This window comes from Arthrobacter sp. TS-15 (assembly GCF_006964045.1).
Classification (GTDB): Bacteria; Actinomycetota; Actinomycetes; order Actinomycetales; family Micrococcaceae; genus Arthrobacter.
Map to the genome: position 1 here is coordinate 67,507 of NZ_SDXQ01000014.1, position 24,259 is coordinate 91,765.

A 24,259-nucleotide genomic window follows, 5' to 3' on the forward strand; every position below is an offset into this window, starting at 1 on the left:
CTAAAGGAAAGAAGGCCGCACCAAAGAGGCTACAAATTTCGCAGAGAAGTCGATACAGAACCAAGTCGCTGGCTCTTCTGGGATACCAAAGCTGTACATGGGCTCATGAGCGATCTACTCTAATGAACAACATTCATTTATGTGACCTGGATCGCATCAAGGAGAACCATGACCATCACTGGAAAAAACGCAACGGATGGACCGCAATCGGCCCCTACGCTCAAGCGTGTCCTGGGCCTACCGTCGCTCATCGCTTTTGGGTTGACATCAATGGGCATCCTGTCCGTGGTGGCGGTCTATGGGGCTGGGACGGAGATCAGTGACGGGCATTTACCGGCCGCATACATCGCTGCACTGGTGGCGATGCTGTTCACCGCGCATAGCTATGGCCAGATGGCCAGGCACGTCCCCGTTACTGGTGGTGCGTACGCCTACGCCTCGCGGGCTTTCGGCAGCCCGGTGGGATTCATGGTGGGTTGGGCCATGATGCTGGACTATTTGTTCCTTCCGATGGTGAACTTCCTGCTGTTCGGCTTGTATCTCAATAGCCTGGTGCCCGTCATACCGCCGCAGCTCGCTGTCCTGATTTGCCTGATGGTGGTGGGGCTCTTCAGCGTGATCGGTGTTGCTTGGATCAAGAAGATGAACATCGTGGTGGTGGCCTCGGTCCTTGTGATTCTGGTGTTCCTCGTCCTGGCAGTGGTCAATGCCCCGGATGTGTCCTTCCACAGTCTTACCCGGCCGCTGACTCCGGGGGAAGGTGGGGTCGCACCGGTGATGGCGGCTGCTGCCATTGTGGCCTTTGCCTTCCTGGGATTCGATGGCGTTTCCACGCTCTCCGAAGAGTCTCGGAATCCCCAACGCGATGTGCCGCGGGGCATCGTCCTGTCCACGCTTTGTGCCGGCTTGGGCTACACCGTGTTTTCCGTGGCCGGTAGTCTGATCGCTCCCGAGTGGAGATCCATCATGAACCTCGACGCCGCGGGGACCGAACTCATGCAGCGCGCAGGAGGGGATGTGCTCATGGTGGTTTTCGTGATCGTGAACCTTTGCGGTTTGGTTCTGTGCGGGACTGCTGCCCAGATGAGCGTTAGCCGGGTTATCTATGCCATGGGAAGGGACAGGATTCTGCCCGAGGCCTTGGCGAGGCTGCACCCGCGCTTCCGGACGCCCTACTTCGCAGCGGTGCTTGTCTCTGCGGTGTCTTTGATTGCCCTTGTCATCACGCTGGAACAGGCGGTGTACATGATCAACTTCGGGGCTCTGGTCGCCTTCGCCGTGGTGAACCTGGCAACCATCAAGGTGGTCTTTTTCGACCTGCGGAAGCGGGGAGCAGCGGGGATTGTGCGCAATCTGGTCATGCCGGTGCTGGGTTTTGCCTTCATCGCCTGGCTATGGACTTCGCTGGCCTGGTTCACGTACCTGCTGGGCGCCGCGTGGCTTGCAGTCGGAGCCGTTATTTTCCTGCTGCGCAGGCGGAAGTCCGGAGGGCAGGTAGCTCTCACGTTCGACGACGGCATGGTCGCCGCGGCTGCGGCCCCGACGGGACCTAAGCCCGGGGAACGCGAGGGCGCTAGAACGCCGGGTAACTGACCAGCAGCGCCTGAAGTTCCGTCGTCGACATGTGGTTTGCCATTTCAACACTGATGCCCATGGCGACGGCGGCCACGGTCACCATGGCGACGCACGCCAGGGACAGGAAGCGCCAATCTTTGCGGAAGACGCTGCCGAATGTTTCGGGCATCTCAAGGCTGGGGGAGATCATGTTGGGGGCGCTGTCCCAGGAGCCGTCGTCGAGCATGGCGATGATGCGATCGTTGCCCCGGTCGTAGCGCATGGTGCTGATGTGGTTGCCGTGGCGGGCAAGCAGAATGTCGTGTCCCACGCGCTGGCGCGGCTGCAAAGTAAGCAAAAGATGATCCCCTGAAGTCAGTAAGTGGAGGTGGCACGCGCCATTGGGGGCATCTCGATTTTATAACGATGACTTTGTGGATCCTGCTTAAAAAGCGCCGAAGGCCGGGTGAGACTCCCCACCCGGCCGCGTGATTCAGCTCGCTTTACGGTTGGTCGGTTTTGGCGATGTAGACATCGCAGGGTGCCGTGTGTGCCACGGTGTTGGCTACGCTTCCAAGCACGCGGCCCAAGCCCTGCATGCGACGATTACCCACCACAATCAGGCGGGCCTCATGCACTTCAGCTTCCTTGACCAAAGCTTCCCCGGGCTTGCCGCGGGCTGCAGAGTAGGTGACCTCAAGGCGGTCGTCAGCCAGACGCTCGGCTACTGCGCGGGCCACAGCTTCGGCCTCGGCGGCATCGGAGACGATCCACTTGTCCGTGCCGATCTCAACAACCTCTGTCCGGTTGCTGTCGAAGGCACTCACCACGCGAAGGCTGGCTCCGAGGCCGATCGCCAACTGCTGGGCGGCCTGCGCTGCCCTCATTGCGGTCTCGCTGCCGTCTACTCCTACAATCACAACTCCGGTCATTGCGGTGCTCCTTCATTGGTAGCTTCAATGGCTTCCGCCAGGACGGGGGCCAAGCGGCGGACGCCTTCGGCTATCGTATCCGGCGGCACGGCGCTGAATGCGAGGCGGAGTTTATTGGACGGCCCGTCGGCTGGTGAGAAGGCTGCGCCGGGGATGAAGACGACGCCGGCGTCGATCGCCTTTCCGAGCAGGGGATAGGTGTCTACGCCTTCAGGCAGGGTGACCCAGACGAAAAAGCCGCCATCCGGGCGGGTCCAGGTGAGTCCGGCCGGCATGTACTCCTGGAGCGCGGACAGGAGTGCCTTGCAGCGCTCTGCATAGAGGGCCCGGTAGGTGTCGATCTGACCTTGCCAGTCGTACTCGCGGAGATATGCCGAGACGAGCATCTGGTTCAGTGGCGGCGGGCAGAGCGTCACTGCCTCGGAGGCCAGGTAGAAGCGCCGCTGCAAGTGTGCGGGAACAAGCGCCCAGCCAATGCGGAGTCCAGGAGCGAAGATCTTGGAGAACGAGCCGAGGTAGATGATGTCGTCCGGGTTGGCGGCCCGCATGGGGGCGATCGGGTGGCCGTCGAACCGCAGCAGTCCATAGGGGTTGTCCTCGAGGACAATAATATTCGCAGTGCGGCATATATCGACGATCCGCTGCCTGCGCTCCTCGGCCAAGGTGATGCCGGAGGGGTTGTTGAAGTTGGGGATCGTGTAGAGGAACTTGATGTTCTTGCCCTCTGACTGGAGTGCCGCGATCCTGGCCTCAAGCAGTTCCGGTACCAGGCCGTCGTCGTCCATTTCGATCGGTTCCACCTGAACCTGGTACGCCTCGAACGTGTTCAGGGCGCCTACATATGTGGGGTTCTCCACCAACACAACATCGCCGGGGTTGCAGAAGACCTTGGTGGCAACGTCCTGAGCCGACTGGGATCCCGCGGTGATAACGATGTTGTCGGGGTGGGCATCGGTGATTCCTTCAGCGGCCATGATGGTGCAGATCTGCTGGCGGAGTTCTTCGGTGCCTTGGCCGCCGCCGTACTGCAGGGCGGTCATTCCCTCCTCCGCGATAATGCGGGCGGCGGTCTGGCCGAGTTTTTCCAGCGGCAGCGACTGCAAGTAGGGGTTGCCGCCAGCAAGGGAGACAAGGCCTGGTTGCATGGAAATGTCGAAGACGTCCCGGACAGCGGACTGTTTGATGTTGGCGGCCCGCGCGGAGAACAGTTCCTCGTGCGGGTGAGAGGCCGTGGCGGCCCGCTCAATGGCGTCGATGGCTTCAGCGGGCAGCGTTGCGCCGGCATCCAATGTTTCGTGGGTCACAGTCTCAGGATACTCCCCGATGTTGCTAATGAGGCAACATATGTTTTCGTAAGCTTTTACTTTCTCAGGTCACGCTTTACGCGGGGATCGGGAAAGGCTGGAATGTAGCTATGACAGCGCACCGGGGATCCGTGACCAAAGCCGAACACTTCCATAAGCTCCACGACGCCGGGCCCGCCCCCTTGGTGTTGGTGAACGTCTGGGATGCCGCGTCCGCCAGGGTTGTGGAGGAGGCAGGTGCGACGGCGATTGCCACCTCGAGTTCAGCCGTTTCCTGGAGCCTGGGGTTCCGCGACGGGGACCACGTGCCGTGGGGTTTGGCCATGGCAGCACTGGGGCGCATCGCGGGGGCAACCCGATTGCCGGTTTCGGCCGACATCGAGACGGGCTACGGGCGAACCGATGACGAACTCCGGGCGACCGTCCACGCCGTCCTGGACGCGGGTGCAGTGGGAATCAACATCGAGGATTCAGCAACCGAGCCGCTCACTGACATCGACGAGCAATCGCGCCGGATCGCGTTGATCCGCCTGGTCGCTGACGAGCGCGGCATTCCGTTGTTCATCAATGCCCGCACGGACACGTACCTGTCAGGCGAGTTCCCGGACACCGCCTACGAGGAGACCCTGCGGCGTGCCGAGGCCTACCTCACGGCGGGTGCGGACGGAATCTTCGTTCCCGGCGTGGTGGATCTGCATGTCCTCCACGAGCTGTCCAACCGGATTCCCGCCCCGCTTAACGCACTTGCGGGAGTCGGTGCGCCGTCGCCTCTGGAATTGCACGACGCCGGCGTTCGGCGCGTCAGCATCGGTGGCAACACGGCCAAAGCGGCGTACGCCCAGGTGGCCCGCGTTGCGAAGGAGATCCTCGGCGATGGCAACTGGGCCGGGCTCTCAGGCACGCGCAGCCACGATGAGATGGATTCGCTCTTCGCGCCGGGGCCCAAATACAGTCTGTGACCTTTCGCTGCACCGGGAACCGGATGAGGCACGACGGCGGCGCGCGGCTTTAATGTCAGACCTCGCCACTAGCGTGGGTCACGGAAGACGAGGGGAGAATCCATGGCACGGCGCAGTGTGCAGTTCTGGCGGATCGAGCAGCTGAACGGTGACGATCTCAGCCGTCCGTTTCCGGCCCGCCGTGTGGTCGAGGTGTTGAAGACGGCCCAGGATACGGGGACGGACAGGCACTTCACGAGCATCGACGGCACGGTGTTGCTCGCACAGGCCGCCGCATCATCACCGTTTCCAGTGCTGCTGTTGGACAGGGTAAGGGACACCAACCTGCCGAGTGTCGGCGATGCTCTTGGCCGCCGCAAGCCCCTGCCTTTGGCTCCCGGTGACCACCTGCTGGAGACCACGTACTTTGCCTTCCTGAAGCGCAATGTCATCGCGGTGCTGACCAGCGGTAACGGACCACGTGCGTCCAGGCTGGGCGAGTACCTCGAAGGAATGCTGGGACTTGAGCCCAGCCTGGTGCCGGTAGTCCGCGAGGACATCGAGGAAATCCTGACCCGGCTGGAGGTGAGCCGTTTCGAGTTCGCGCTTCCTGCTGAACGTTTGTCCGGAAAGCTCATGGACGGCGAATGGGCGGACGTCCTGGACAGCGCTTCCCGTCTCATGAATCAGGGCACGTTCCGGATTTCCTTGAGCGTTGGCAGGTCCGGCAAGGCCGAGGACAAGCAGCGGATTCGGGAGCGGATCCAACAACTGATCCACCTTTTTCGCCGGGCCGGATCCGTGGATCATTTCGACTATGTGGTGGCTGAGGGCAAGGACTCCCTGACTGGGGACCGTGAAGTGGTGGACCTTCTCAAGGAGCGGTTCATCTCGCACATCGAAGTGGACCCGGACGTCTTCAACGATCCTCAAAAATCCACCGCAGAAGCAATCGTTATCCTCAACAAACAAGCCAGGGACAACGAGGCGTTTTTCGCCAGGACTTTGCCGGACATCAAGGGCTCAGCTGATTCGGGTATGGTGCCGGACATCGTTGCGGGTGGAATGGCCACTGTCCGGGCGGCACTGGCGGCCGCGGAGAGCGCTGAAAAGGCCGGGCAAGTAGCTGAAAGGGCCCGTCAAGTAGCTGGAAAGGCAGGCAAGGCGGCCGGAGAGGCGGATCAGTCAGCAGGGGAGAGCCAAGGTGGTGGCGACCATGAGCTTGTACGAGGTTGACGTCCAGCGGAACGGGCGCCGCAGGACTCTGTGGCGTTGGTTTCTCCTGCATCCCGGTGCTGACTTCGCTTGGGCTGCGCTTGCCGTGATCATCTGGCTGGCAATATCGCTGCTTGCGCGTCAACCGCTGATGCTGGAGAGCGTGGACCCTGGGGCCCGGCGAACACTGTTCCAGACACTCGCCACCCTGGCCGGGGCCACGGCGGGGCTGACTCTCACCAGCGTGTCCATGTTGATCAACGTGTTGGGAAAGAAAGCTGCACCAGGTCAGCGGGAACTTCCCTTGGAGAAGCTGTCCGCCACACACCGGCGCCAGATCGGCGAGGTGTTCCTTTTTGCCATCCCTGGTTTGGGCTTGCTGGTGGTTGCCGCCCTGGTCACGGTGGTTCTGGAGGGAGACTCCGTTACGGGACTGTGGATCCCGGAGGCTCTGGCTTTCCTGCTGGCGTTCGCTTCCGTCCTGGCGCTTCTTCGCGTGGGGTGGGCGCTACGGAGGGTGTTGGCAATCGCCACGGCATGAAGCTCCAAGCCCCGCCAGCCCGCTATCACGTTGCCAGCCCGCTATCACGTTGCCGGCCCGCTATCACGTTGCCGGGCGACAACGGAACAGCGGCTTCACAACGGGTTGCGGGGCCACCCCCAGCCCGTCATCACCGCACGCTCAGCGCCTCTGTCAGTGTTCGGCCGTTCACGTAGATCTCGGCACGTGAAGCGCCGCTGGCCTGCACTATGGTCTGCGTCAGTTGCGCCTGAATGCGCGGGATGTCGCACACACCCCCGGGCCGCAGTGATCCGCTGAGGTTCACCACCACCGTGGCCCCGTTCATGTAGCCGGAGAGATAGCGCAGCGACGAATTGGCCAGCGCGTCGTAGAGGGCTGCATCGCTATCCACTGGCATTCCGGCTTCCAGGAGCCGGCCGAGGGCAACGGACAGCGGATCGCCGGGTACGGCAACGCCCCTGACGGGTACCAGGCTGTCGTTGCAGCCGAACCGCACGCCCCGGGCGCCGCCGTCGTCAATTGCCACGTAGTAGACCGCCGGCCCGGTGGTGTCAGCATCCACGGGGATGACGGTGGGCGTAGCTGTTGGTTCGGGTGCGCTGGTGCCTGGCTGGGGTGAGGGCTCGACGACGGCGGTCGGCTGGGTCGGTGGGGCCTCGGAAGGAGTGATCGAGGGCGCGGGAGTGGGTGTTGCCGGTGAGGGTGGAGCGGCAGGGACGGCAACGGAGGGAGTCCCGGACTGTGCAGGGGGAGGAGTAGGTGGGGCAGGAACTGACGCAGCGGGCGCGGATGCCGTGGGCGCGGTGCTGGGTGATGGGGAGCGTGGGGTGACCGAAACCGTCGGTAAGGGGGTGGGACCGGCAGCTGGGGTAGGTGCGGTAGTGCAGCCAGCCACCCACAGACCGAAGATGAGGCAGGCAGCGGTGATCGCCGTCGTGCTTTTTGTTCCCCGGCCGGCATGCATGACAGCCCCGCGCTCCTGTCCATCCACCTGTACTTCCAACGGTAGGACGGGATGGCCGAACACAACATGCCGTTCCGGTGACGGTTCGGACAAGAGTTGATCACGTCCGCCGAGGCAGGCCGCTGGAACGCGAATGCCCCCGCTCCGCGGCTAGCGGAACGGGGGCATCAAAAGCGGGGGATCAGGCTGCTGCTTCTTCTTCTTCCTGAACGGCGGTCAGGGGCTCGAAGATGGCCTTGATCTGCTCTACAACCTCGGCGTCGTCCTTCGGGTGCAGTTCAGCGAAACGGATCATGGAACCCGGTACTGCAAGCTTGACGTCCTCAAGTACCTTGGCGCCGGCGATCCCGGCGGCCTTGCGGGCCTCATCCTGCGCCCACACGCCACCGAACTGGCCAAAAGCGGTTCCGACGACGGCGGTCGGCTTGCCGGAGAGGGCGCCGGCACCGAACGGGCGGGACAGCCAGTCAATGGCGTTCTTCAGGGAGGCGGGCATGGTGCCGTTGTGCTCGGGGGTGACCAGCAGGATGGTGTCGGCGTCGGCTGCTGCAGCGCGGAGGGCGGCGGCTTCGGCGGGGACCTGTCCTTCGACGTCGATGTCTTCGTTGTAGAAGGGGATGGTGCCCAGCGAGCCGTGAATCTGCACATCAACGTTCTCGGGTGCGTTCAGCTGGATGGCTTCGGCGAGCTTCTTGTTGTGGGAATCGGCGCGCAGGCTGCCGACGAGGGTAAGAACTGTGCTCTTGGACATGGTGTCTCCTTGTGTCTGGCCGGTGCCTTGCGGGTCCGACCTGCGTTGTGTGGGCTTTGTGGCCTTCACCGATACTAAACGGACTATGGTCCGCTTTCTATTCCCGGGGTCTAGAATATTTCTGTGAGCTCGATCCCCATGAGGCCGGACGTGCCCCTAGGTGCGCCCCACGAGCGCAGCGACGCAGCGAGAAATCGCGAGCGCCTCCTCAACGCTGCCCGGGATCTGGTGGCCGAGTTTGGTGCCGAAGCGCTGACCATGGATGCGCTCGCTTGCAAGGCCCAGGTGGGCAAGGGGACTGTGTTCCGCCGGTTTGGCAGCCGCGCCGGGCTGATGATGACGCTGCTGAGTGATTCGGAATCTGAATTCCAGGCTGCTTTCATGTTCGGCCCACCCCCTCTGGGTCCCGGGGCGTCACCGAAGGATCGTTTGGTGGCGTTCGGCGAGGGGCGGATCTATTTCGTCTTGGAAAACGGTGAACTCCTGAAGGCCGCCGGGGCTGCAACCCGCAACAGGTTCGATGTTCCCGCGACCAAACTTTCGCATCGACATCTGGAGGTCCTGCTGCGGGAGGCGGGAATCGCGGATCCTTGGGTGATGGCGATGTCCCTGACGTACGCTCTGGACCCTGAGCGAATCGTGGACGACGTCCGCGTCCGGGGCATTTCACCCACCCGGCTTGCGGATTCCTGGCGTGAGCTGATCACGCGGCTCCTGCGCGCGGCCTAAACAGCCAAGGGCCGGCGAATATGCCCGTGGGGGCACTCCTGCCCGCTCCTCGGTGAGCCCATAAGTATCGCTGGGGTCCTAAACATGACGCAACCTGCACATAACAATCTGGCTGCAGCCGCGAAACTGGACACCGTGAAGCAAAACGTGAAGCAGTTATTGTGGTAGTTTCCTCTTGAATGTGACGCATGCCATACAGGGCTGGTGATCACTGAAGGGGCGTGGGGGACCCAACCACCCGCTGCGCCACTTCGCAGCTGACGCCGGCCACAGCCGGGAACCGCGGAAGGACGAGCTTTGAGTTTTGCCACGATTCGGGGCAGCTACCCGACATGCTGAAATATCTGATGAAGCGGTCGGGAATCTACCTGATCATGATCTTCCTGACCACGAGTGCAGGGTACTTCCTGGCGGTCTCGTCCCTGAAGCCCGCAGTTCTGGAGCAGGAGAAGATCCCGCGGCCAACCCCCGAACAGGTAGCGGCGTCCTTCAGGGGACTCGGTCTTGATCCGGAGTTGAACCCGTGGGAACGGTACATTCAATGGCTCTGGGGCATTGTCACCCGCTGGGACTGGGGCCGCAGCCCCAACGGCGCGTTCGTCAACGCCGAGTTCGCCGACCGCGTGTTGGTCTCCACCCGGCTGTTCATCGCCTCGATCATCCTGACCTTGGTGATCGGCGTCGCCCTCGGTGTCTATTCCGCCGCACGCCAGTACAAGTTCCAGGATCGCGTCATCACGTCCTACAGCTACCTTGTCCACATCCTCCCCGCGCCCATCGCCTACTTCCTGGTGCAGCTCGGGGCCATCGGCATCAACGAGGCCGTCGGGGAGCGCATCTTCTTCGTGACAGGAATTTCGACGCCGGGAATCGACCCCGGTTGGCCCGCTTTCGTTGACATGGTGGCCCACTATGCCGTGCCCACCTTCGCGATGACCGTCTTTGGTTGGGCTGGCTACCAGATCGCCCAGCGGCAGTACCTGTTGGACAACGTCAATGCCGACTTTGTCCGCACCGCCCGGGCCAAAGGACTCACCCGCAACCAGGCCATCAGGAAGCACGCGCTGCGCGTGTCCTTCATCCCGGTTGCCCAGAGCATCGCGTTCACCATCCCCGCAATCTTCACCGGCGGCTTCTTCGCCGAGGCCATCTTCGCCTGGCCAGGAATCGGCCTCTGGAGCATCCAGGCCATCAGCCTGCAGGACGTCAACGTGGCCACGGCCACCTTGGCCTACGGGTCAGTGATCTTCGCGATCGGCGCCATCCTTGCCGACTTCGCCACCACACTGGTCGATCCACGAGTGAGGGTCCAGTAATGACAAACATCATTGATCCCATTGCGGAAATCGACGAATCCCGGGTTGGCGACCAGGACGTCGTCATTGGCAAGTCCCGAATCATCTTCCGCCGCTTCATGCGGAACCGGACCGCCGTCGCCGGCTTGTTCATTTTCCTCGCGTTGTTCCTTTTCTCGATCTTTGGCGGGTTCCTCACCTCATGGGACAAGGACACCATTGATCCGTTGAACATTGGCATGCCGCCGTCGCCGGACCACTTGCTCGGCACCACGCAGGCCGGTATAGACCTCATGGCGCTCATTGTCGATGGCACCCGGACGTCCATTCTCATCGGTCTGATCGTGGGCGGCTTATCTGTCCTGATCTCCGCCGTGTACGGCTGCACCATGGCGTTCTTCGGCGGCAAGGTGGACGCCACCATGCTGTTCATCCTCGAAGCGCTCATCATGATGCCCGCCATCCTGGTGGTGGCAGTGGCAACCAGCGGCAGCGGTGGGCTGAAGGACCTCCCCAGCTGGCTCCTGCTAGTGGTCGTGCTCCTGTTCTTCAGCTGGATGGGAACCGCCCGCCTGGTGCGCTCGCTGTCCATGTCCCTCATGCAGCGCGATTACGTCAAAGCCGCCAAATACATGGGTGTCCCCTCCCGACGCATCGTGTGGCGCCACCTTGTCCCCAACATCGGCTCGCTGCTGGTCCTCGACTTCACCCGTGGCATCACCGGCGCCATCCTGGCCGAAGTCGCGTTCTCCTTCATCGGGATCGGCATCAAACTCCCTGATGTCAGCCTCGGTGTCCTGATCGGGCAAGCCACGGGGCAGGTGTCCTCCTTCCCGTGGATGTTCTGGGTTCCGCTGACCGTCATGTTCCTGCTGACAGGCTCGCTGGCCATGATGAACGACGGACTCCGTGACGCCTTCGATCCCAGCTCCAGTTCAATTGGCCGGGCGAAGCAGGCCAAGCCCCAGACTGCGAAGAAGACCACCAAATGAGCACCAACATCACTCCCGCCGAACGCCTCCGCGACGCCGGACTCTACGCCCCCGGTGACGCCGTCCTCAGCGTCCGCGACCTGAACGTCCGGTTCAACTCTGAGAATGGCGTAGTCCACGCAGTCCGCGGCGTGGATTTCGACCTCATGCCCGGCAAGACCCTGGGCATTGTGGGCGAGTCCGGTTCCGGCAAGTCAGTCACGTCCATGGCCATCATGGGGCTGCTCCCTGAAACCGCTGACATCACCGGCTCCGTCCGCTACAAGGGCAAGGAACTCCTGGGCCTCAGCGACAAAGCCATGTGCAAGCACCGTGGCAGCGACATCGCCATGGTCTTCCAGGACCCGCTGTCCTCGCTCACTCCCGTTTACACGGTGGGTAACCAGATCATCGAGGCACTGACGGTCCACAACCCCACCATGAGCAAGCAGGCCAAAGAAGCCCGCGCCGTCGACCTTTTGCGGATGGTGGGCATCCCAAGCCCCAAGGACCGGCTCAAAGCATTCCCGCACGAATTTTCCGGCGGCATGCGCCAGCGCGTCATGATCGCCATCGCCATCGCCAACGATCCTCGCGTACTTATAGCGGATGAACCCACGACGGCGTTGGACGTCACCATCCAGGCGCAGGTGCTGGAAGTCCTGCACACCGCGCAGGAGGAAACCGGCGCCGCCGTCGTCATGATCACGCACGACCTCGGCGTCGTAGCCGGCATGGCCGACGACATCATGGTCATGTATGCCGGCAAGCCCGTGGAAACCGGAACTGTGGAGGACATCTACTACAACCCCCGGATGCCGTACACGCTCGGCTTGCTGGGTGCCGTCCCGCGCGTGGACACCGCCACCAAGCAGTCGCTGGTTCCTATCGAAGGAACGCCGCCCAACCTCGCATTGCCAGTGACCGGGTGTTCATTCGCCGCCCGCTGCCCCTTGGTCAGCGACGCCTGCCTGCACGGTGAGCCGGAGCTGTTCCCGGTGCCGGGCACGGAAGGCCAGACGCTGGGGCATAAGGCTGCGTGCATCAAGTCCAATGAACTCTCCGGCGACGCGGACGCGCACAAGATCTTCCACGCACCGCCCAAGCCCATCTCAAAGTTCGACGGCGTGGCGCGCGGCGAGCGTACCAAGGTCCTGGAACTCAAGGACGTGAAGAAGCACTTCCCGCTGCTCAAAGGTGCCTTGATCAAGCGACGGATCGGCACGGTCAAGGCCGTGGACGGCCTGAGCTTCGACATCCGCGAAGGCGAGTGCGTCTCCATTGTGGGGGAGTCCGGCTGCGGCAAGACCACCACGCTCCTGGAAATCATGGAGTTCCACCCTGACCAGGTGGGCGAAGTGGTGATCGGCGGCGTCAGCAACAAGGCAGCAACCAACCACAAGACCACCATGGCCATGCGCAAAGAAATGCAGATGGTCTTCCAAGACCCCACGGGCGCCCTGGATCCGCGTTTCACCGTGTATGAAGTCCTGGCCGAACCGCTGGAAAACCTGGGCATGCCCAAGGCCGCCATCAAGAAACGCATCATGGAACTCATGAAGCTGGTGGGCCTGCAACCTGACCATGTGAACCGCTTTCCCAACCAGTTCTCCGGAGGCCAGCGCCAGCGCATCGGCATTGCCCGGGCACTGGCGGTCAACCCCAAGCTCGTGGTCCTGGACGAACCGGTTTCTGCCTTGGACGTCTCCGTCCAGGCCGGCGTGATCAACCTGTTGGACAAGCTCCGGGCAGAGCTGGGCCTGAGCTACCTGATGGTGGCGCATGACCTCTCGGTGGTCCGGCACATTTCAGACCGTGTGGCCGTGATGTACCTCGGCAAGATTGTGGAAACCGGAGACGTGGACGACGTCTTCGACAACCCGCGCCACCCCTACACCCGGGCACTGCTGTCCGCGATCCCGGTGCCGGACCCTTCCCTGGAACGCACCCGCGAACGCATCATCCTGCAGGGTGACCTTCCCAGCCCGCTTGATGCTCCCAAGGGATGCAACTTCGCCACCCGGTGTCCCGTGTTTGCCGCCCTCCCTGCCGCAAAGCAGGAAAAGTGCCTTACTCTGGAGCCGCCACTGGCTTCGGAAAAGGAAGGCACACAGGACTTCGCCTGCTTCTTCCCGGACGGAGAGATAGATGCCGACATGCTGGTGGTGCATGCCTGACGACATATGAAGCATTGAAGAATCCCTGGTCTCAATTCGCACAAGATATTTCAGTCGTAAACATGAAGGGCAAACCATGAAGAAATACACGACGATCGGTGGCGTAGCGCTCGCAGCAACGCTCATGCTGACCGCTTGCGGCGGGGGAACGCCGTCGGGTCCGGCCTCGCAGAAGGCCGAAGAGAGCGGCGGCGACATCAGCAAGCTGATCAGCGTCAACGCCAAGGAAGCCAAAGACCTGGAGCAGGGTGGCACCGTCACCTTGGCTGTAGGCAGCATTGGTCCCGACTTCAACGGGTTCTCCAATGTGGGCAACAGTGCCGACAACTCCGCGCTGATGACGCCTATCAACACCGCGTCCATCAACAGCGGTGGCATCGGCGGTTGCTGGAAGCTGGACTTCGACGGCAAGGCAGAGCCCAACAAGGACTTCTGCGAAGAGGTCAAGAGCGAAGTCAAGGACGGCAAGCAGACCGTCACCATCAAGATCAACGACAAAGCGACGTGGAACGATGGAACCCCCATCGACGTCAAGACCTTTGAGAACACCTGGAAGATGCTCCGCGGTGAGGACAAGTCCATCGACATCGTGAGCGCCGGTGCTTACGCTTTTGTGGACTCCGTCAAAGCAGGGGCCAACGACAAAGAAGTCATTGTCACCACCACCCAGCCCGTCTTCCCGCTGGAAGGCCTGTTCTTCGGCCTGATCCACCCGGCCATCAACACCCCGGAAATCTTCAACACCGGATTTGCCGGCAACATGCATCCCGAATGGATGGCAGGACCGTTCAAGGTGGAGAACTACGACACCACGGCCAAGACCGTCACCATGGTTCCCAACGACAAATGGTGGGGCCAGAAGCCGGTTCTGGAAAAGGTCATCTGGCGTCAGATGGAACCCAGCGCAACCATTGCCGCTTTCAAGAACGGTGAAATCGATGCGGCCAACGGCCGCACACTGGGCCGCTACAAGCAGCTCGAAGGCACCACCAACTCCGAGGTCCGCCGCGGTCAGCGCCTGTTTGCTGGTGGACTGAACCTGAACGCCAAGCGGCCGGCACTGACCGACGTCGCAGTCCGTAAGGCGATCTTCACAGCCGTAGACCGCAAAGCTATCCGCGATGTGCGCTTCAACGGCCTGAACTGGTCCGAAGAAAGCTCGGGATCCATGATGCTCATGCCGTTCTCCGAGTACTACCAGGACAACTACCCCGTGAAGGACACCGGCGCGGAAGCTGCCAAGAAGGTCCTGACCGACGCTGGCTACACGGCCAACGACAAGGGCATCATGGCCAAGGACGGCACTCCTGTCTCCTTCAAGATCACCAACTTCGGTGATGACCCCACCACGGCTGCCACCTCGCAGACCCTGCAGAAGCAGCTTCAGGCTGCAGGCATGGATGTTGCCATCGACCAGCGCGGTGACGCTGACTTCGGCAAGGTGATTGGTAGCCGCGAGTTCGATGTGACCATCTCCGGTTACACCGTAGGTCCGGACGCCACCGACGCCGTGAAGCAGTACTACGACTCCGCCACCAACGAAAACGGCCTGGGCGACGCTGAGCTCGACGCTGAAATCAAGCGACTTGCAACCATCGCTGATGACAAAGAGCGCAACAAGGCCGCCATGGAAGTAGAGAAGAAGCACATGGAGAAGTACTTCTCCATGGGTACCGTCCTGAACGGCCCGGAGATCCAGTTCGTGCGCACGGGCCTGGCCAACTACGGCCCGTCCCTGTTCAAGAGCCTCTCCAACGTTCCGGACTGGACCACCATCGGCTGGGAAAAGGGCGCTAAGAAGTAGGCTCCCCGCAGCTGTAGTTTGACCAGCTGTAGTTTCCTGAAGGCCGGGAACTTCCCTCAACCTGAATCGGGTTCGGGGAGGTCCCCGGCCTTCGCCATGCCCACCCTCTCTCACTTCCCTCGGGCTTTAGCCGGATGCTCTCTCACTTCCCTCGTGCTTTAGCCGGACCCTCTCTCACCCGGTGATAGAGGGTTGGCGTAAAAGGGCTATTACGTGAGAGAGGATCGGTAGCCTAGGCACATGACTTCCCAGCCGATACGTACCGCCGTTGCAGGTTTTGGCCTTTCGGGCAGCGTCTTCCATGCGCCCTTCATCGCGAGCAACCCTGCTTATGAGCTCGCAGTTATTTCAACCTCGGACGCCGGAAGGCAGGCCAAAGCGAAAGAGCGGTACCCGGAAACGCGCATCGTCAGTTCCCCACAGGACATCCTGGCTCTCGCGGACCAACTGGACCTGGTGGTCCTGGGCACTCCGCCCGCCACCCATTTCCCACTCGCGAAAGCTGCGCTGGAAGCCGGGCTCGACGTCGTCGTTGATAAACCGTTCACGGTGCGCAGCGCCGAGGGTGAGGAACTGATCCGACTGGCTGGGAAACTGGGCCGTGTCCTCACCGTCTACCAAAACCGGCGATGGGATGGTGACTCGCTCACCGTGAAGAAACTGCTCGACGCCGGGACGCTGGGAACCGTGACCCGGTTCGAGGTGGGCATGGAGCGCTGGGCACCGGAAATCGCCAAGGCTTGGAAGGCCAGCGCCACGGCCGAAGACGGTGGCGGTGTCCTGTTTGACCTCGGCACGCACGTGCTCGATCTCGCTCTTCGATTCCTGGGACCGGCCACTGTCACCTTCGCAGAGATCACGGCGCGTCGTCCTCAGGAAAGCGCCGACGACGACGTGTTCCTGGCTCTCCGGCACGAGTCAGGGGTGATCAGCCATGTCACCCTCAACCTCAACAGCCATCTCCATGGCCCACGCTTTCGCATCCTCGGCACAGAGGGCGGCTACGTAAAGTTCGGCACCGATCCGCAGGAGCCGTACCTGCTGGGTGGCGGGCTGCCGACGGATGCGGAGTACGGCGTCGAAGCTCCCCAAAACCACGGCACGCTGGAGGGAGACGGGCAGCGCACCGCTATCCCCACGGAGCGCGGTGCATACCCTGAGTTTTACCGGATCCTCGCCGAAAAGCTCGACGACGGCGGCTCAGCATCCGCGCTTCCGTTACCTGTGGATCCGGCGGACTCGGTTGAGGTGCTGAAGCTGATCGAGCAGGCTAGGACGCTGGCGTAATGTCAGCGCTGGCGACCAACGAATAGATGGCCTTCAGGTCCTCGCCTTCACTGGGCTGGCAGCTGCCAGTCAGCTGGACGATATCCGAAGCGGCGTCCTGATGGACCACCGTCACGGCGGTGAACTGGGTCAGTGAGCCCGCTTGCGGGTGTGTATAACGTGCCTCGCGTACGTACCAGTCCCTTCCGTTGATCACTACCGGTTCTGTGCCCAGCAGGACGGCGTCCGGCAAAGCGTCCAAGAACGAGTCAACGGACGCAGCGATGTCCTGCAGCTGGTAGCCAGGCAATCGACGGGACACGGAGATGACCACGTTTGGCGTGTAGCGGCCTTCGGATGCAGGAGCCATCAAGGCGCCCACGGCGTCGGGGACCACCTGATGGGTCCACCCGGCTGGCGGGCTGAGTTTGATGGTGGGGTAGGCGGGGAAAGCTGTGGACGGGAATACCTGCTGCGACATGGGAGCCTTTCCGGCAGTGGACTGGAGTGAGGAATGTCAGTTGTTCAGGAAATCGACGAATCCGGTGACGGAATCCACCAACCCCTTGGGGCTGAGGGTGATCTGGCCACCCGCACCCAGGCCCAGTTCCGCGGTGAGCTTGGCGCCCGCGCCCAGAGTGAGCCCGTCCTCGTCAACGGATGCCGTGAAGAAGTGACCCTCGCCCGCTCCGGCGGCGACCGTTGCGTTGAGAGTTACGGTTTGGCCCAAAACTTCTACATACCGGCTTCCAGTCAGTTCCGCTCCGGCACCTGCGCTGAAGGCTGTCCCGGTGGTCTCGCGGCCCTTGACGCTGACCTCGCCTTCGCCGGCGCTTGCCCAGGCTCCGGCCCGCAATTCTCCGCCCTGACCCACGGAGAACAAGCCGCCGGCGAACTCGGTCTTGTTATCTATGGTGACCTTTTGACCGGCAAAGCCTTCCCCACCCGCGGAAAACAGGAACGGGCTGCTGGCATTGGCGTGTGCGCTGGCCTCCACTCCTGTCATCATTCGCGTGGTGGAGGTGTCGGTCACCCAGCCGTCAAAGAAGTCGGATCGTACGGTGGTCACGTTCTCTGCGCCTGCGAATGCTTCGCCGTTGGCGTGGGCGTTCGGCAGTCCGAACCCGAACGGCACACTGGCCCCGTACTCGCCTTCGGCGCGCGCGCCCACAAACGTTTCGTTGGTAACTGTCGTCTTGACAGGACCGAACTCAGAGCCTGCCTTCCAGGTCATCTCACCTCCGGTGGAAGCCTCGCCGGAGCCGCCAACGTCGATGCCGGCCGGACCTATGGAACCGTGCGTTTCGCCCGACGCTTTACTGTCGAAGGAGCCGCTGCCTTCCACCGTGACCGGGCCGTAGGTGGTGGGATCAAAAGTGAACTCCAGCGGCCCGGGTGCTGTCCTCCCCGTCCCTGCTGACGGTCCTCCCTTGGGTCCCCCGGGACCGCCCGTGGAGGCTTGTTCCTGCTGGTCTGCGTTGAGTTTTAGGGCGCGGGCGTTGGTCCGCAGACATGTGGCTGCTGCTCCCAACCGTCCGCGGAGATCGCTCTGCCACCTGCTCCGGAACTGGTCGGCGTCATTTCCCTGCCAGTACGAACCTGCCTGGATCATGGCTGTGAGCTGCTGTTGAAGATTTGTGATCTTCTCAGCCTCGGCGTCCATGACAGCGGACAAACGCCGGAGATCCCCGACATCCGCGCCTACCAGTCCCTGCCCCATCAGATTCTCAGCCCCATCACGTATCCCCTGAACGTAGTGCCATGTCAATCGCCGGGCGTCCAAAGGTGCCGGGCGGTTTCTTGAGCATAGTTGGCCCCAACGTGCCCGGCCATGGGGACATCTAGCCAGTGTGGAAAAGGAGCGTTATGTGGATAAGTAGCAGCACGGCCAAGAAGCAGTATCCGAGCTCTTGAAAAAGAAATTCGGACAAGGCGTAACCTCACCGGCGTCGCGAGCGATGTAAGGGGTGTGCGGGCCACGTCCGCACGCTGATCATCCGGTCGCGACCCAACCGCGGCCGGGGCAATCCCAAAATCGTTTGTCGGAGGGTTTCATGTCCTTGTTCACTGTCCTTGCCACCAGCAAAGTCGCCGCGGGCGTCCTGGCTGCCGGAGCTGTAGCTGCCGGTGGAACCGGCGTCGCTGCGTTCAATGGCGCACTTCCCACTGATATTCAGCAGTCCGCCCACGACCTCGTTGGAGCACCGGCCCCGGTGGCCGGGAAGACCGTCGCAGCAGCCGAAGCTGCAGCAGCCGACGCTACCGAAACCGCCAAGTCTCAGGCCACTGACGCCGTCGAGACCGCGAAGGCAACGGCAACTGAGGCCGCCGAAGCCGGCCAGGCCAAGGCTGCCGACGCAGTGTCCGATGCCAAAGCTGCGGCAGAAGATGCCACCTCCCCGGAGGCTTTCGGTCTCTGCACCGCTTTCCTCAACGGCGGCCTGGAGTCCGACACGAAGGTTCCGGGCTTCGAGTCCTTGACCATCGCTGCCGGCGGCGAAGCCAAGGTGGAGGCGCATTGCGAGTCCGTGGTGGAAGCCGGTAAGGCCGCCGGCCTGAAGGCTGACGGTTCGGCAAAGGCTGAGGCCGACGTCGACGCCGCCGTTACGTCCGAACTGCCTGCAACCCCTGCCGTACCGGCTGTCCCCGCAGTGCCGGGCGTTCCCGCCGCGCCGGCTGTTCCTGCCGTTCCCGCGACTCCTGAGCTGCCCACTCAGCTTCCCTCCGAGGTCCCGGCTGTTCCGGGCGCACCCCTCGATTCTGTCCGCTAAGCAAGCAGCGGTTACGGTTTAAGGGCGGGGCTCCTTGGCTTAGGACAAGGAGCCCCGCTACGTAGTGTGGTGTGGGACGGAGGCATCCACGGGTGCTAGACCCTTTGGCTGATGAATACGTGCAGGCGGATCAGGATGATCCCGCCCTGCTCTTCACGGCTGCCTACAACAACTTCGCCGGACCGGTTTTTGGCTATCTCAGGGCACGGGGCGTGGACGACCCCGAAGCCGTGACGCAGGACGTATTCCTGGCCCTGTATCCCAAGCTGGATTCGCTCCGTGGAGGGCTTCAGGGTGCCAAGACGTTGCTGTTCACCATCGCGCACGCGCGGATGGTTGACCACTATCGCAAGCGGGAACGAACGCCCGATTCCACGCCATATGAAGTGGACCTGGACGCGCGGCGGTCACCATCGGCCGAAGACCAGGCTTTTGGACGAGTCGCCGGCCTGGGAGTCACCGAGATTATGGATGATCTTCCCGACGATTATCGGGAGGTCCTGGCACTTCGGGTCGTCGCAGATGTTTCGGTGGAAGACACGGCGGCCATCATGGGCAAGTCCCAGGGATCCGTCAAACAACTCCAGCGCAGGGCATTGGGTGCACTGAAGAAGCGTGCACTACTAAGGAACGGCACATCATGAGCGAACAATTCACGCCTCGCGGACGCCGCGACCAGCAGGCCATCGACCATTTGCTGGCCGACTCCGGCCTCTCCGGCGACGCAGCCCTCCGCACGGAACTTCTGGAGCTCCGTTCACTGGCCGGCACTGCCCCTTTGCCGTCCGACGCAGTCCGCGCGCTCATGGTCAGCAGCCCAGCCGCCACAGAACGGCTCGCTGTCACCGAACAGCCCTCGACGGCGGAGGGACCGTCCGCGTCGTCGGGTGCACCCACGGCGGTACTCGCCACCGTTGCGCCGGAGCCCCAGCCCGGGTCCGCTCCTGTGGACGAACTCGCTGCACGTCGTCGTAAGAAGCGCCGCGCCGCCATCGCGGGCCTTGCCGTTGCCGTGTCCATGGCAGGCGGGGCTACCGCTGCCGTCGCATCGGAGGGCGGCCTGCCGGGCGCTTTCCAGCATCTTGGAGCAGCAATCGGTTCGGTGGTGTCACAACTGAACCCGGGTTCGGGCAGCGCTCCCCAACCCGATGCGCCCGCTGGCACCACCCCCGAGCAGCAGGTGCCTGCTCCGGACGTGCCGCAGCAAGGTCCTGCCACTGTCCAACCCCAGCCTGCTCCGGCGGCACCCGTCAGTCCTGTTGCTCCCGAACCCCAGCCGCAGCCCGGGGGCGAACCATCGCAACGTACCCCCAACGCGCCGTCGCACCAGGAGCCCGGAAACGGCGTCGTCCCCACGCCGCCGGTGTTGCCCGTGACCCCGCCGGAGATCGACCCCTCCACGATCGATCCCTCCAAGCTTGGCCCCTCGGGTGTTCCTGTGCCGGTTCCGTCGCAGCTGGTTCCGTCCCTCCCGTCGAGGCCCTAACCGCAAATCCGTTCTCGGCCCGCTGTTCCGTCGTTGGGCCTCAACGGAACAGCGGCCTCGGCACGTAGTTGTCCACATAGGATGCATCATCGATGGTTGTCGGCCGCCCCTGCACCAAAAATGGGTAGATGCAATCACAAAAGCTTGATGCCCTTCTCGCTGAGCATTGGCCGTCCACCCTTGTTGCCTCAACCCCCGAGCTTGCGGCCACGGGCCTGGGGGACCGCGCGCTGACCGCAGGAGTGCGTTCGGGGAAGCTCCTGAGGCTGAGGCGCGGTGCCTATGTCCGGACAGTTGACTGGCGTCGTCGCAAGCCCTGGGAACGGGAGATACTCCGTATTCAGGCCCATGCGTGCAGCACGTCGGGCCAAGCAACGTATAGCCACCTGAGTGCTGCCCGGCTCCATGGGTGCCTTGACTGGGAAGGTGGCCCTCAAGTGCATGTCACCACGCCATTCTCTCCTGCCCAGGCAAGTTCGGGTGCGGATGTGGTTGCCCACGGTGGGCCGTTGAACCCGGAAGAAATCACGGAAGTGCCCGCGCCGTGGGGAGGCCGGGTCAGAGTCACGAGCCTTGAACGGACAGTGATCGACTGTGCGAGAACGTTGGCTTTCGAAGCAGCCGTGGTTATCGCGGACCAGGCCCTCAGGCGGGGTGCTGATCCGGGAATCCTGCAACATTTTCCGGACAGCGGCAGGATCACGCGGGGTGCGCGGCGGCTGCGTCAGGTTCTCGCCGCAATGGATAAGAGATCCGAGTCAGTGGGGGAGACACGCACTCGCCTGCTTCTCCACAAGCTGGGCATCCAGGAGCCTGTGCTGCAGCTTGAGGTGGAGACACCCATCGGAACTTTTCGCGCTGAAACGTCGGAAGCCCGCTGTTCCGTTGCTGGGCAGCAACGGAACAGCGGGCCAGGGACGTGTTTCTGTCGCCGCGAAGGGTTCGCTATGCGGTGACCAGGCTGTGCCAGTCCGTCACCAGCGGCAGGTTGTGTGCCTCGGAAACGGAGTGGTGTGCCACGTGGCCTGCAGCGATGTTGAGGCCGGCGGCGAGCGCGGGATCGCGGTCGAAGGCGGCCTTGACGCCCAGGTTGGCCAATGCCACGGCGTAGCGCAGGGTGACGTTGGTCAGTGCGTACGTGGAGGTGTTCGGAACGGCGCCAGGCATGTTGGCAACGCAGTAGAAGATCGAGTTGTGGACCTTGTACGTCGGTTCCTGGTGGGTGGTGGGGTGCGTGTCCTCGAAGCAGCCGCCCTGGTCAACGGCGATGTCCACAAGAACCGAGCCCGGCTTCATGCGGGCAACGAGGTCGTTGGTGACCAGCTTGGGTGCCTTGGCGCCGGGGATCAGGACGGAGCCGATCACGAGATCTGCGTCGATGACTGACTTCTCGATCTCGTAGGCGTTGGAGGCAACGGTCTTCAGGCGGCCCTGGTAGAGGGCGTCGAGTTCGCGCAGCCGGTTGATGTTGATGTCCATGATGGTGACATCAGCACCGAGGCCCAGCGCCATGGCGGCGGCGTTGGTTCCCGCAACGCCGGCGCCGAGGACAACAACCTTGGCCGGGCGCACACCCGGTACGCCGCCCAGGAGGACACCCTTGCCACCGGCCGGAGCCATGAGGGAGGAAGCGCCGACCACTACGGACAGGCGACCTGCGACCTCGGACATCGGGGCGAGGAGCGGAAGCGTGCGGCCCTCCTGAACGGTTTCATAGGCGATGGCCGTGACGCCGGAGTTGATGAGCTCGGCGGTGAGCTCGGGCTCTGCGGCGAGGTGGAGGTAGGTGAAGAGGATGAGGCCCTTGCGGAAGCGGTGGTACTCGGCCGCGATGGGTTCTTTGACCTTCATGACCATGTCCGCGCGGGCCCAGACGTCGTCGGCTTCGTTGACGATTTCTGCGCCGGCGATCGAGTATTCCTCGTCGGTGATGCCCGAGCCGAGGCCTGCGCCGCGTTCAACCAGAACGGAGTGTCCGTGGGTGCGGAACTCGTGGACGCCGGCAGCCGTGATGGCTACGCGGAACTCGTTGTTCTTGATTTCTTTGGGGACACCGATGATCATCTGTGGGCTCCATCGTTAGCGGCCTCTTCGGCCGAAAAATGTGTTGCGGGCTGTGATTCCAGAATAAATCCGGCTGTGAGGCAGGCGACATGGAGCAAGAACTGCCCGCACAGGAAAACCCTGTGGATACAAGGATCCTAGCCGGGCAAGTTCGACATTTGTCGAGCACTGAAGCGTCAAGTGTCGCCTGCTGTTGGTACGCTTTTCCGATGCAGCAGGACGTGGAACAGATCGTTGAACGGGTGGCTTTGAAGCTGGGCCGCGGGCTCTCCCTGGAAGACCTCGACGGCGTTCTCCTCGCCTACAGCTCCAACCAGTCCCACGCCGACCGCGTCCGCGTGAACTTCCTCCTGAGCAAGCGGGTACCCAGCGACGTCAGCGCATGGCAGCTCGCTCACGGCATTGCTACGGCGGTGCGACCCGTGGTGGTTCCAGCCAACGACGAACTGGGCATGTTGGGCCGCGTCTGTGTCCCCTTGCTGGTGCGCGGTTTCCGCGTGGGGTACTTGTGGGTGCAGCTTGACCTTGAAGAACAGAGCGCGACGGCGATACTCGCCGAACTGCCAGGCGTGCGGGACGAGCTGGACCTGCTGGCGGGCTTGCTCCTTGATTCCAACACGGCTGAATCGGAGTTCCGGCGACGGCGTGAACAGGAGTTTCTGTCAGCCTGCGGCGGCGAATCCAACGCTGTGGCCGCCGTCGCGGGTTGGAAGGAAATCCAAGGCCGCGGTCCGTGGCAGCTGGTGACTATCCTCGACCCCGATGGCGCGAGGTCCGACGTCGATCCCATTGCAGCTACCCTGACGCATCGATCTGCCGCGCTGCAGTCCACCATTGGCGTGAACGCCGCGTTGTTCAGCGCCGGAACGGAGACGCATTCCGTTGTGTTGTTCCGCGAGTCGGGCGGCCGGGCGGACCATGCCCAGGTTTTGGTGCACTATCAACTGGAGCTCGCCAAACGCGCAGGCCGCAAAGTGGACAGGGTAATCCTGGGGATCAGCGAACCATTCCAAGTTATCCGGCAGCTGTCCGGTGCGTACCGGCAAGCGAAGGTTGCTGCCCAAGCGGCCGCAGTAGACCTCCCTTTGGGTGAGCTCGTGGACAGCCGAACTGTTGGCGTGTACCAGCTGTTCGATCGTTTGGTAGCACCGGGCGGTTGGGATGACACAGGATCTGTGCATTTCAGGGCACTCGAGGACCATGACAAAAACGGCGAACTCCTGCCCGTCCTTGAATTGCTTTATGACAATGACGGCTCGGTTCAGGACGTCGCCGCCAAACTTCATCTCCACAGGAGCAGCATCTACAACAGGCTCGGCCGGATCCGCCAGCTCATCGGTGCTGATCCGTTGAGTGGCGCGATCCGACTCGAGTTGCATGCGGCCCTGAAGGCCAGGCGTTGGGCTGTCCGGCCACGGATCTAAGCCTGCCTCCTCTTGTAAGTACGAAGTATGCGGTGTTGCCTTAGGAGCGCCGCAAACGCTGGCAGCTCCAGCGCCCCATCCGCCGACGAAA

The 24,259-nt window shown here is 62.8% G+C and carries 23 protein-coding genes; 15 read left to right on the forward strand and 8 right to left on the reverse strand.

The annotated features are described in order from the left end of the window. The first annotated feature begins 168 nt into the window (after window positions 1-168). Window positions 169-1,593 carry an APC family permease gene (locus tag EU811_RS05890; protein WP_142937555.1) on the forward strand — a complete coding sequence of 475 codons (1,425 nt, stop codon included), beginning with the start codon at window positions 169-171 and terminating at the stop codon, window positions 1,591-1,593. On the opposite strand, the gene EU811_RS05895 is transcribed toward EU811_RS05890, so the two are convergent. The 3 genes from EU811_RS05895 to EU811_RS05905 form a co-directional block, all read right to left on the reverse strand. Beyond that, window positions 1,574-1,885, reverse strand: a complete 312-nt coding sequence (locus EU811_RS05895) for a hypothetical protein (RefSeq protein WP_142937623.1) — start codon at window positions 1,883-1,885, stop codon at window positions 1,574-1,576. The two genes, EU811_RS05890 and EU811_RS05895, sit on opposite strands and share 20 nt — an antisense overlap. A 172-nt stretch (window positions 1,886-2,057) precedes the next feature. Beyond that, window positions 2,058-2,486 carry a universal stress protein gene (locus tag EU811_RS05900; RefSeq protein WP_142937556.1) on the reverse strand — a complete coding sequence of 143 codons (429 nt, stop codon included), beginning with the start codon at window positions 2,484-2,486 and terminating at the stop codon, window positions 2,058-2,060. Further along, window positions 2,483-3,790, reverse strand: coding sequence for an aminotransferase-like domain-containing protein (locus tag EU811_RS05905; RefSeq protein ID WP_142937557.1), 1,308 nt, complete (start codon window positions 3,788-3,790; stop codon window positions 2,483-2,485). Before EU811_RS05905 ends, EU811_RS05900 begins: the two co-directional genes overlap by 4 nt. Before the next feature lie 110 nt (window positions 3,791-3,900). Here EU811_RS05905 and EU811_RS05910 point away from each other — a divergent pair, with 110 nt between their 5' ends. From EU811_RS05910 to EU811_RS05920, 3 genes are all read left to right on the forward strand, one after another. Beyond that, on the forward strand, window positions 3,901-4,749 hold the full coding sequence (locus EU811_RS05910) for an isocitrate lyase/PEP mutase family protein (RefSeq protein WP_142937558.1): 849 nt from the start codon (window positions 3,901-3,903) through the stop codon (window positions 4,747-4,749). A 102-nt stretch (window positions 4,750-4,851) separates the two neighbouring features. Next, window positions 4,852-5,964 carry a hypothetical protein gene (locus EU811_RS05915; RefSeq protein ID WP_142937559.1) on the forward strand — a complete coding sequence of 371 codons (1,113 nt, stop codon included), beginning with the start codon at window positions 4,852-4,854 and terminating at the stop codon, window positions 5,962-5,964. Then, entirely contained in the window at window positions 5,945-6,484 is a 540-nt protein-coding gene (locus EU811_RS05920; protein ID WP_142937560.1) for a hypothetical protein, read from the forward strand. Before EU811_RS05915 ends, EU811_RS05920 begins: the two co-directional genes overlap by 20 nt. 130 nt (window positions 6,485-6,614) lie before the next feature. Here EU811_RS05920 and EU811_RS05925 read toward each other — a convergent pair whose 3' ends face one another. Continuing rightward, window positions 6,615-7,523, reverse strand: a complete 909-nt coding sequence (locus EU811_RS05925; protein WP_238703316.1) for a GerMN domain-containing protein — start codon at window positions 7,521-7,523, stop codon at window positions 6,615-6,617. A gap of 88 nt (window positions 7,524-7,611) precedes the next feature. Then, a complete protein-coding gene (locus EU811_RS05930) occupies window positions 7,612-8,181 on the reverse strand; it encodes an NAD(P)H-dependent oxidoreductase (protein ID WP_142937561.1) in 570 nt (189 codons plus the stop codon). A 123-nt stretch (window positions 8,182-8,304) separates the two neighbouring features. On the opposite strand from EU811_RS05930, the gene EU811_RS05935 reads away from it, so the two are divergent. The 6 genes from EU811_RS05935 to EU811_RS05960 all read left to right on the forward strand — a co-directional run bounded on the left by EU811_RS05935 (window position 8,305) and on the right by EU811_RS05960 (window position 16,444). Next, window positions 8,305-8,910 carry a TetR/AcrR family transcriptional regulator gene (locus EU811_RS05935; RefSeq protein ID WP_187697085.1) on the forward strand — a complete coding sequence of 202 codons (606 nt, stop codon included), beginning with the start codon at window positions 8,305-8,307 and terminating at the stop codon, window positions 8,908-8,910. A gap of 332 nt (window positions 8,911-9,242) precedes the next feature. Next, window positions 9,243-10,226, forward strand: coding sequence for an ABC transporter permease (locus EU811_RS05940; protein WP_142937562.1), 984 nt, complete (start codon window positions 9,243-9,245; stop codon window positions 10,224-10,226). Continuing rightward, a complete protein-coding gene (locus EU811_RS05945; RefSeq protein ID WP_142937563.1) occupies window positions 10,226-11,197 on the forward strand; it encodes an ABC transporter permease in 972 nt (323 codons plus the stop codon). The genes EU811_RS05940 and EU811_RS05945 overlap by 1 nt, the downstream gene beginning before the upstream one ends. Continuing rightward, window positions 11,194-13,353: a dipeptide ABC transporter ATP-binding protein gene (locus tag EU811_RS05950; protein WP_142937564.1), complete on the forward strand. Its 2,160-nt coding sequence runs from the start codon at window positions 11,194-11,196 to the stop codon at window positions 13,351-13,353. The genes EU811_RS05945 and EU811_RS05950 overlap by 4 nt, the downstream gene beginning before the upstream one ends. A gap of 76 nt (window positions 13,354-13,429) precedes the next feature. Next, a complete protein-coding gene (locus EU811_RS05955; RefSeq protein ID WP_142937565.1) occupies window positions 13,430-15,157 on the forward strand; it encodes an ABC transporter family substrate-binding protein in 1,728 nt (575 codons plus the stop codon). A gap of 240 nt (window positions 15,158-15,397) precedes the next feature. Continuing rightward, on the forward strand, window positions 15,398-16,444 hold the full coding sequence (locus EU811_RS05960; protein ID WP_142937566.1) for a Gfo/Idh/MocA family protein: 1,047 nt from the start codon (window positions 15,398-15,400) through the stop codon (window positions 16,442-16,444). Here the strand turns inward: EU811_RS05960 and EU811_RS05965 are convergent. Both EU811_RS05965 and EU811_RS05970 read right to left on the reverse strand, forming a co-directional pair. Further along, complete coding sequence (locus tag EU811_RS05965; protein WP_142937567.1) at window positions 16,428-16,904, reverse strand: hypothetical protein; 477 nt, start codon at window positions 16,902-16,904, stop codon at window positions 16,428-16,430. The two genes, EU811_RS05960 and EU811_RS05965, sit on opposite strands and share 17 nt — an antisense overlap. Window positions 16,905-16,940: 36 nt before the next feature. Next, a complete protein-coding gene (locus EU811_RS05970; RefSeq protein ID WP_142937568.1) occupies window positions 16,941-18,143 on the reverse strand; it encodes a WXG100 family type VII secretion target in 1,203 nt (400 codons plus the stop codon). Between the two features lie 334 nt (window positions 18,144-18,477). On the opposite strand from EU811_RS05970, the gene EU811_RS05975 reads away from it, so the two are divergent. The 4 genes from EU811_RS05975 to EU811_RS05990 all read left to right on the forward strand — a co-directional run bounded on the left by EU811_RS05975 (window position 18,478) and on the right by EU811_RS05990 (window position 21,636). Beyond that, entirely contained in the window at window positions 18,478-19,194 is a 717-nt protein-coding gene (locus EU811_RS05975; RefSeq protein ID WP_142937569.1) for a hypothetical protein, read from the forward strand. Window positions 19,195-19,286: 92 nt separating this feature from the next. Then, on the forward strand, window positions 19,287-19,838 hold the full coding sequence (locus EU811_RS05980) for an RNA polymerase sigma factor (RefSeq protein ID WP_142937570.1): 552 nt from the start codon (window positions 19,287-19,289) through the stop codon (window positions 19,836-19,838). Then, window positions 19,835-20,680 carry a hypothetical protein gene (locus EU811_RS05985; protein ID WP_142937571.1) on the forward strand — a complete coding sequence of 282 codons (846 nt, stop codon included), beginning with the start codon at window positions 19,835-19,837 and terminating at the stop codon, window positions 20,678-20,680. Before EU811_RS05980 ends, EU811_RS05985 begins: the two co-directional genes overlap by 4 nt. A 128-nt stretch (window positions 20,681-20,808) precedes the next feature. Continuing rightward, the gene (locus EU811_RS05990) at window positions 20,809-21,636 is read left to right on the forward strand and encodes a type IV toxin-antitoxin system AbiEi family antitoxin domain-containing protein (protein ID WP_142937572.1); all 828 of its coding nucleotides are present in this window, start codon (window positions 20,809-20,811) and stop codon (window positions 21,634-21,636) included. On the opposite strand, the gene ald is transcribed toward EU811_RS05990, so the two are convergent. After that, on the reverse strand, window positions 21,626-22,744 hold the full coding sequence (ald, locus tag EU811_RS05995) for an alanine dehydrogenase (protein WP_142937573.1): 1,119 nt from the start codon (window positions 22,742-22,744) through the stop codon (window positions 21,626-21,628). The two genes, EU811_RS05990 and ald, sit on opposite strands and share 11 nt — an antisense overlap. A gap of 209 nt (window positions 22,745-22,953) precedes the next feature. On the opposite strand from ald, the gene EU811_RS06000 reads away from it, so the two are divergent. Beyond that, on the forward strand, window positions 22,954-24,168 hold the full coding sequence (locus EU811_RS06000; protein WP_142937574.1) for a PucR family transcriptional regulator: 1,215 nt from the start codon (window positions 22,954-22,956) through the stop codon (window positions 24,166-24,168). Window positions 24,169-24,259: the final 91 nt, after the last annotated feature.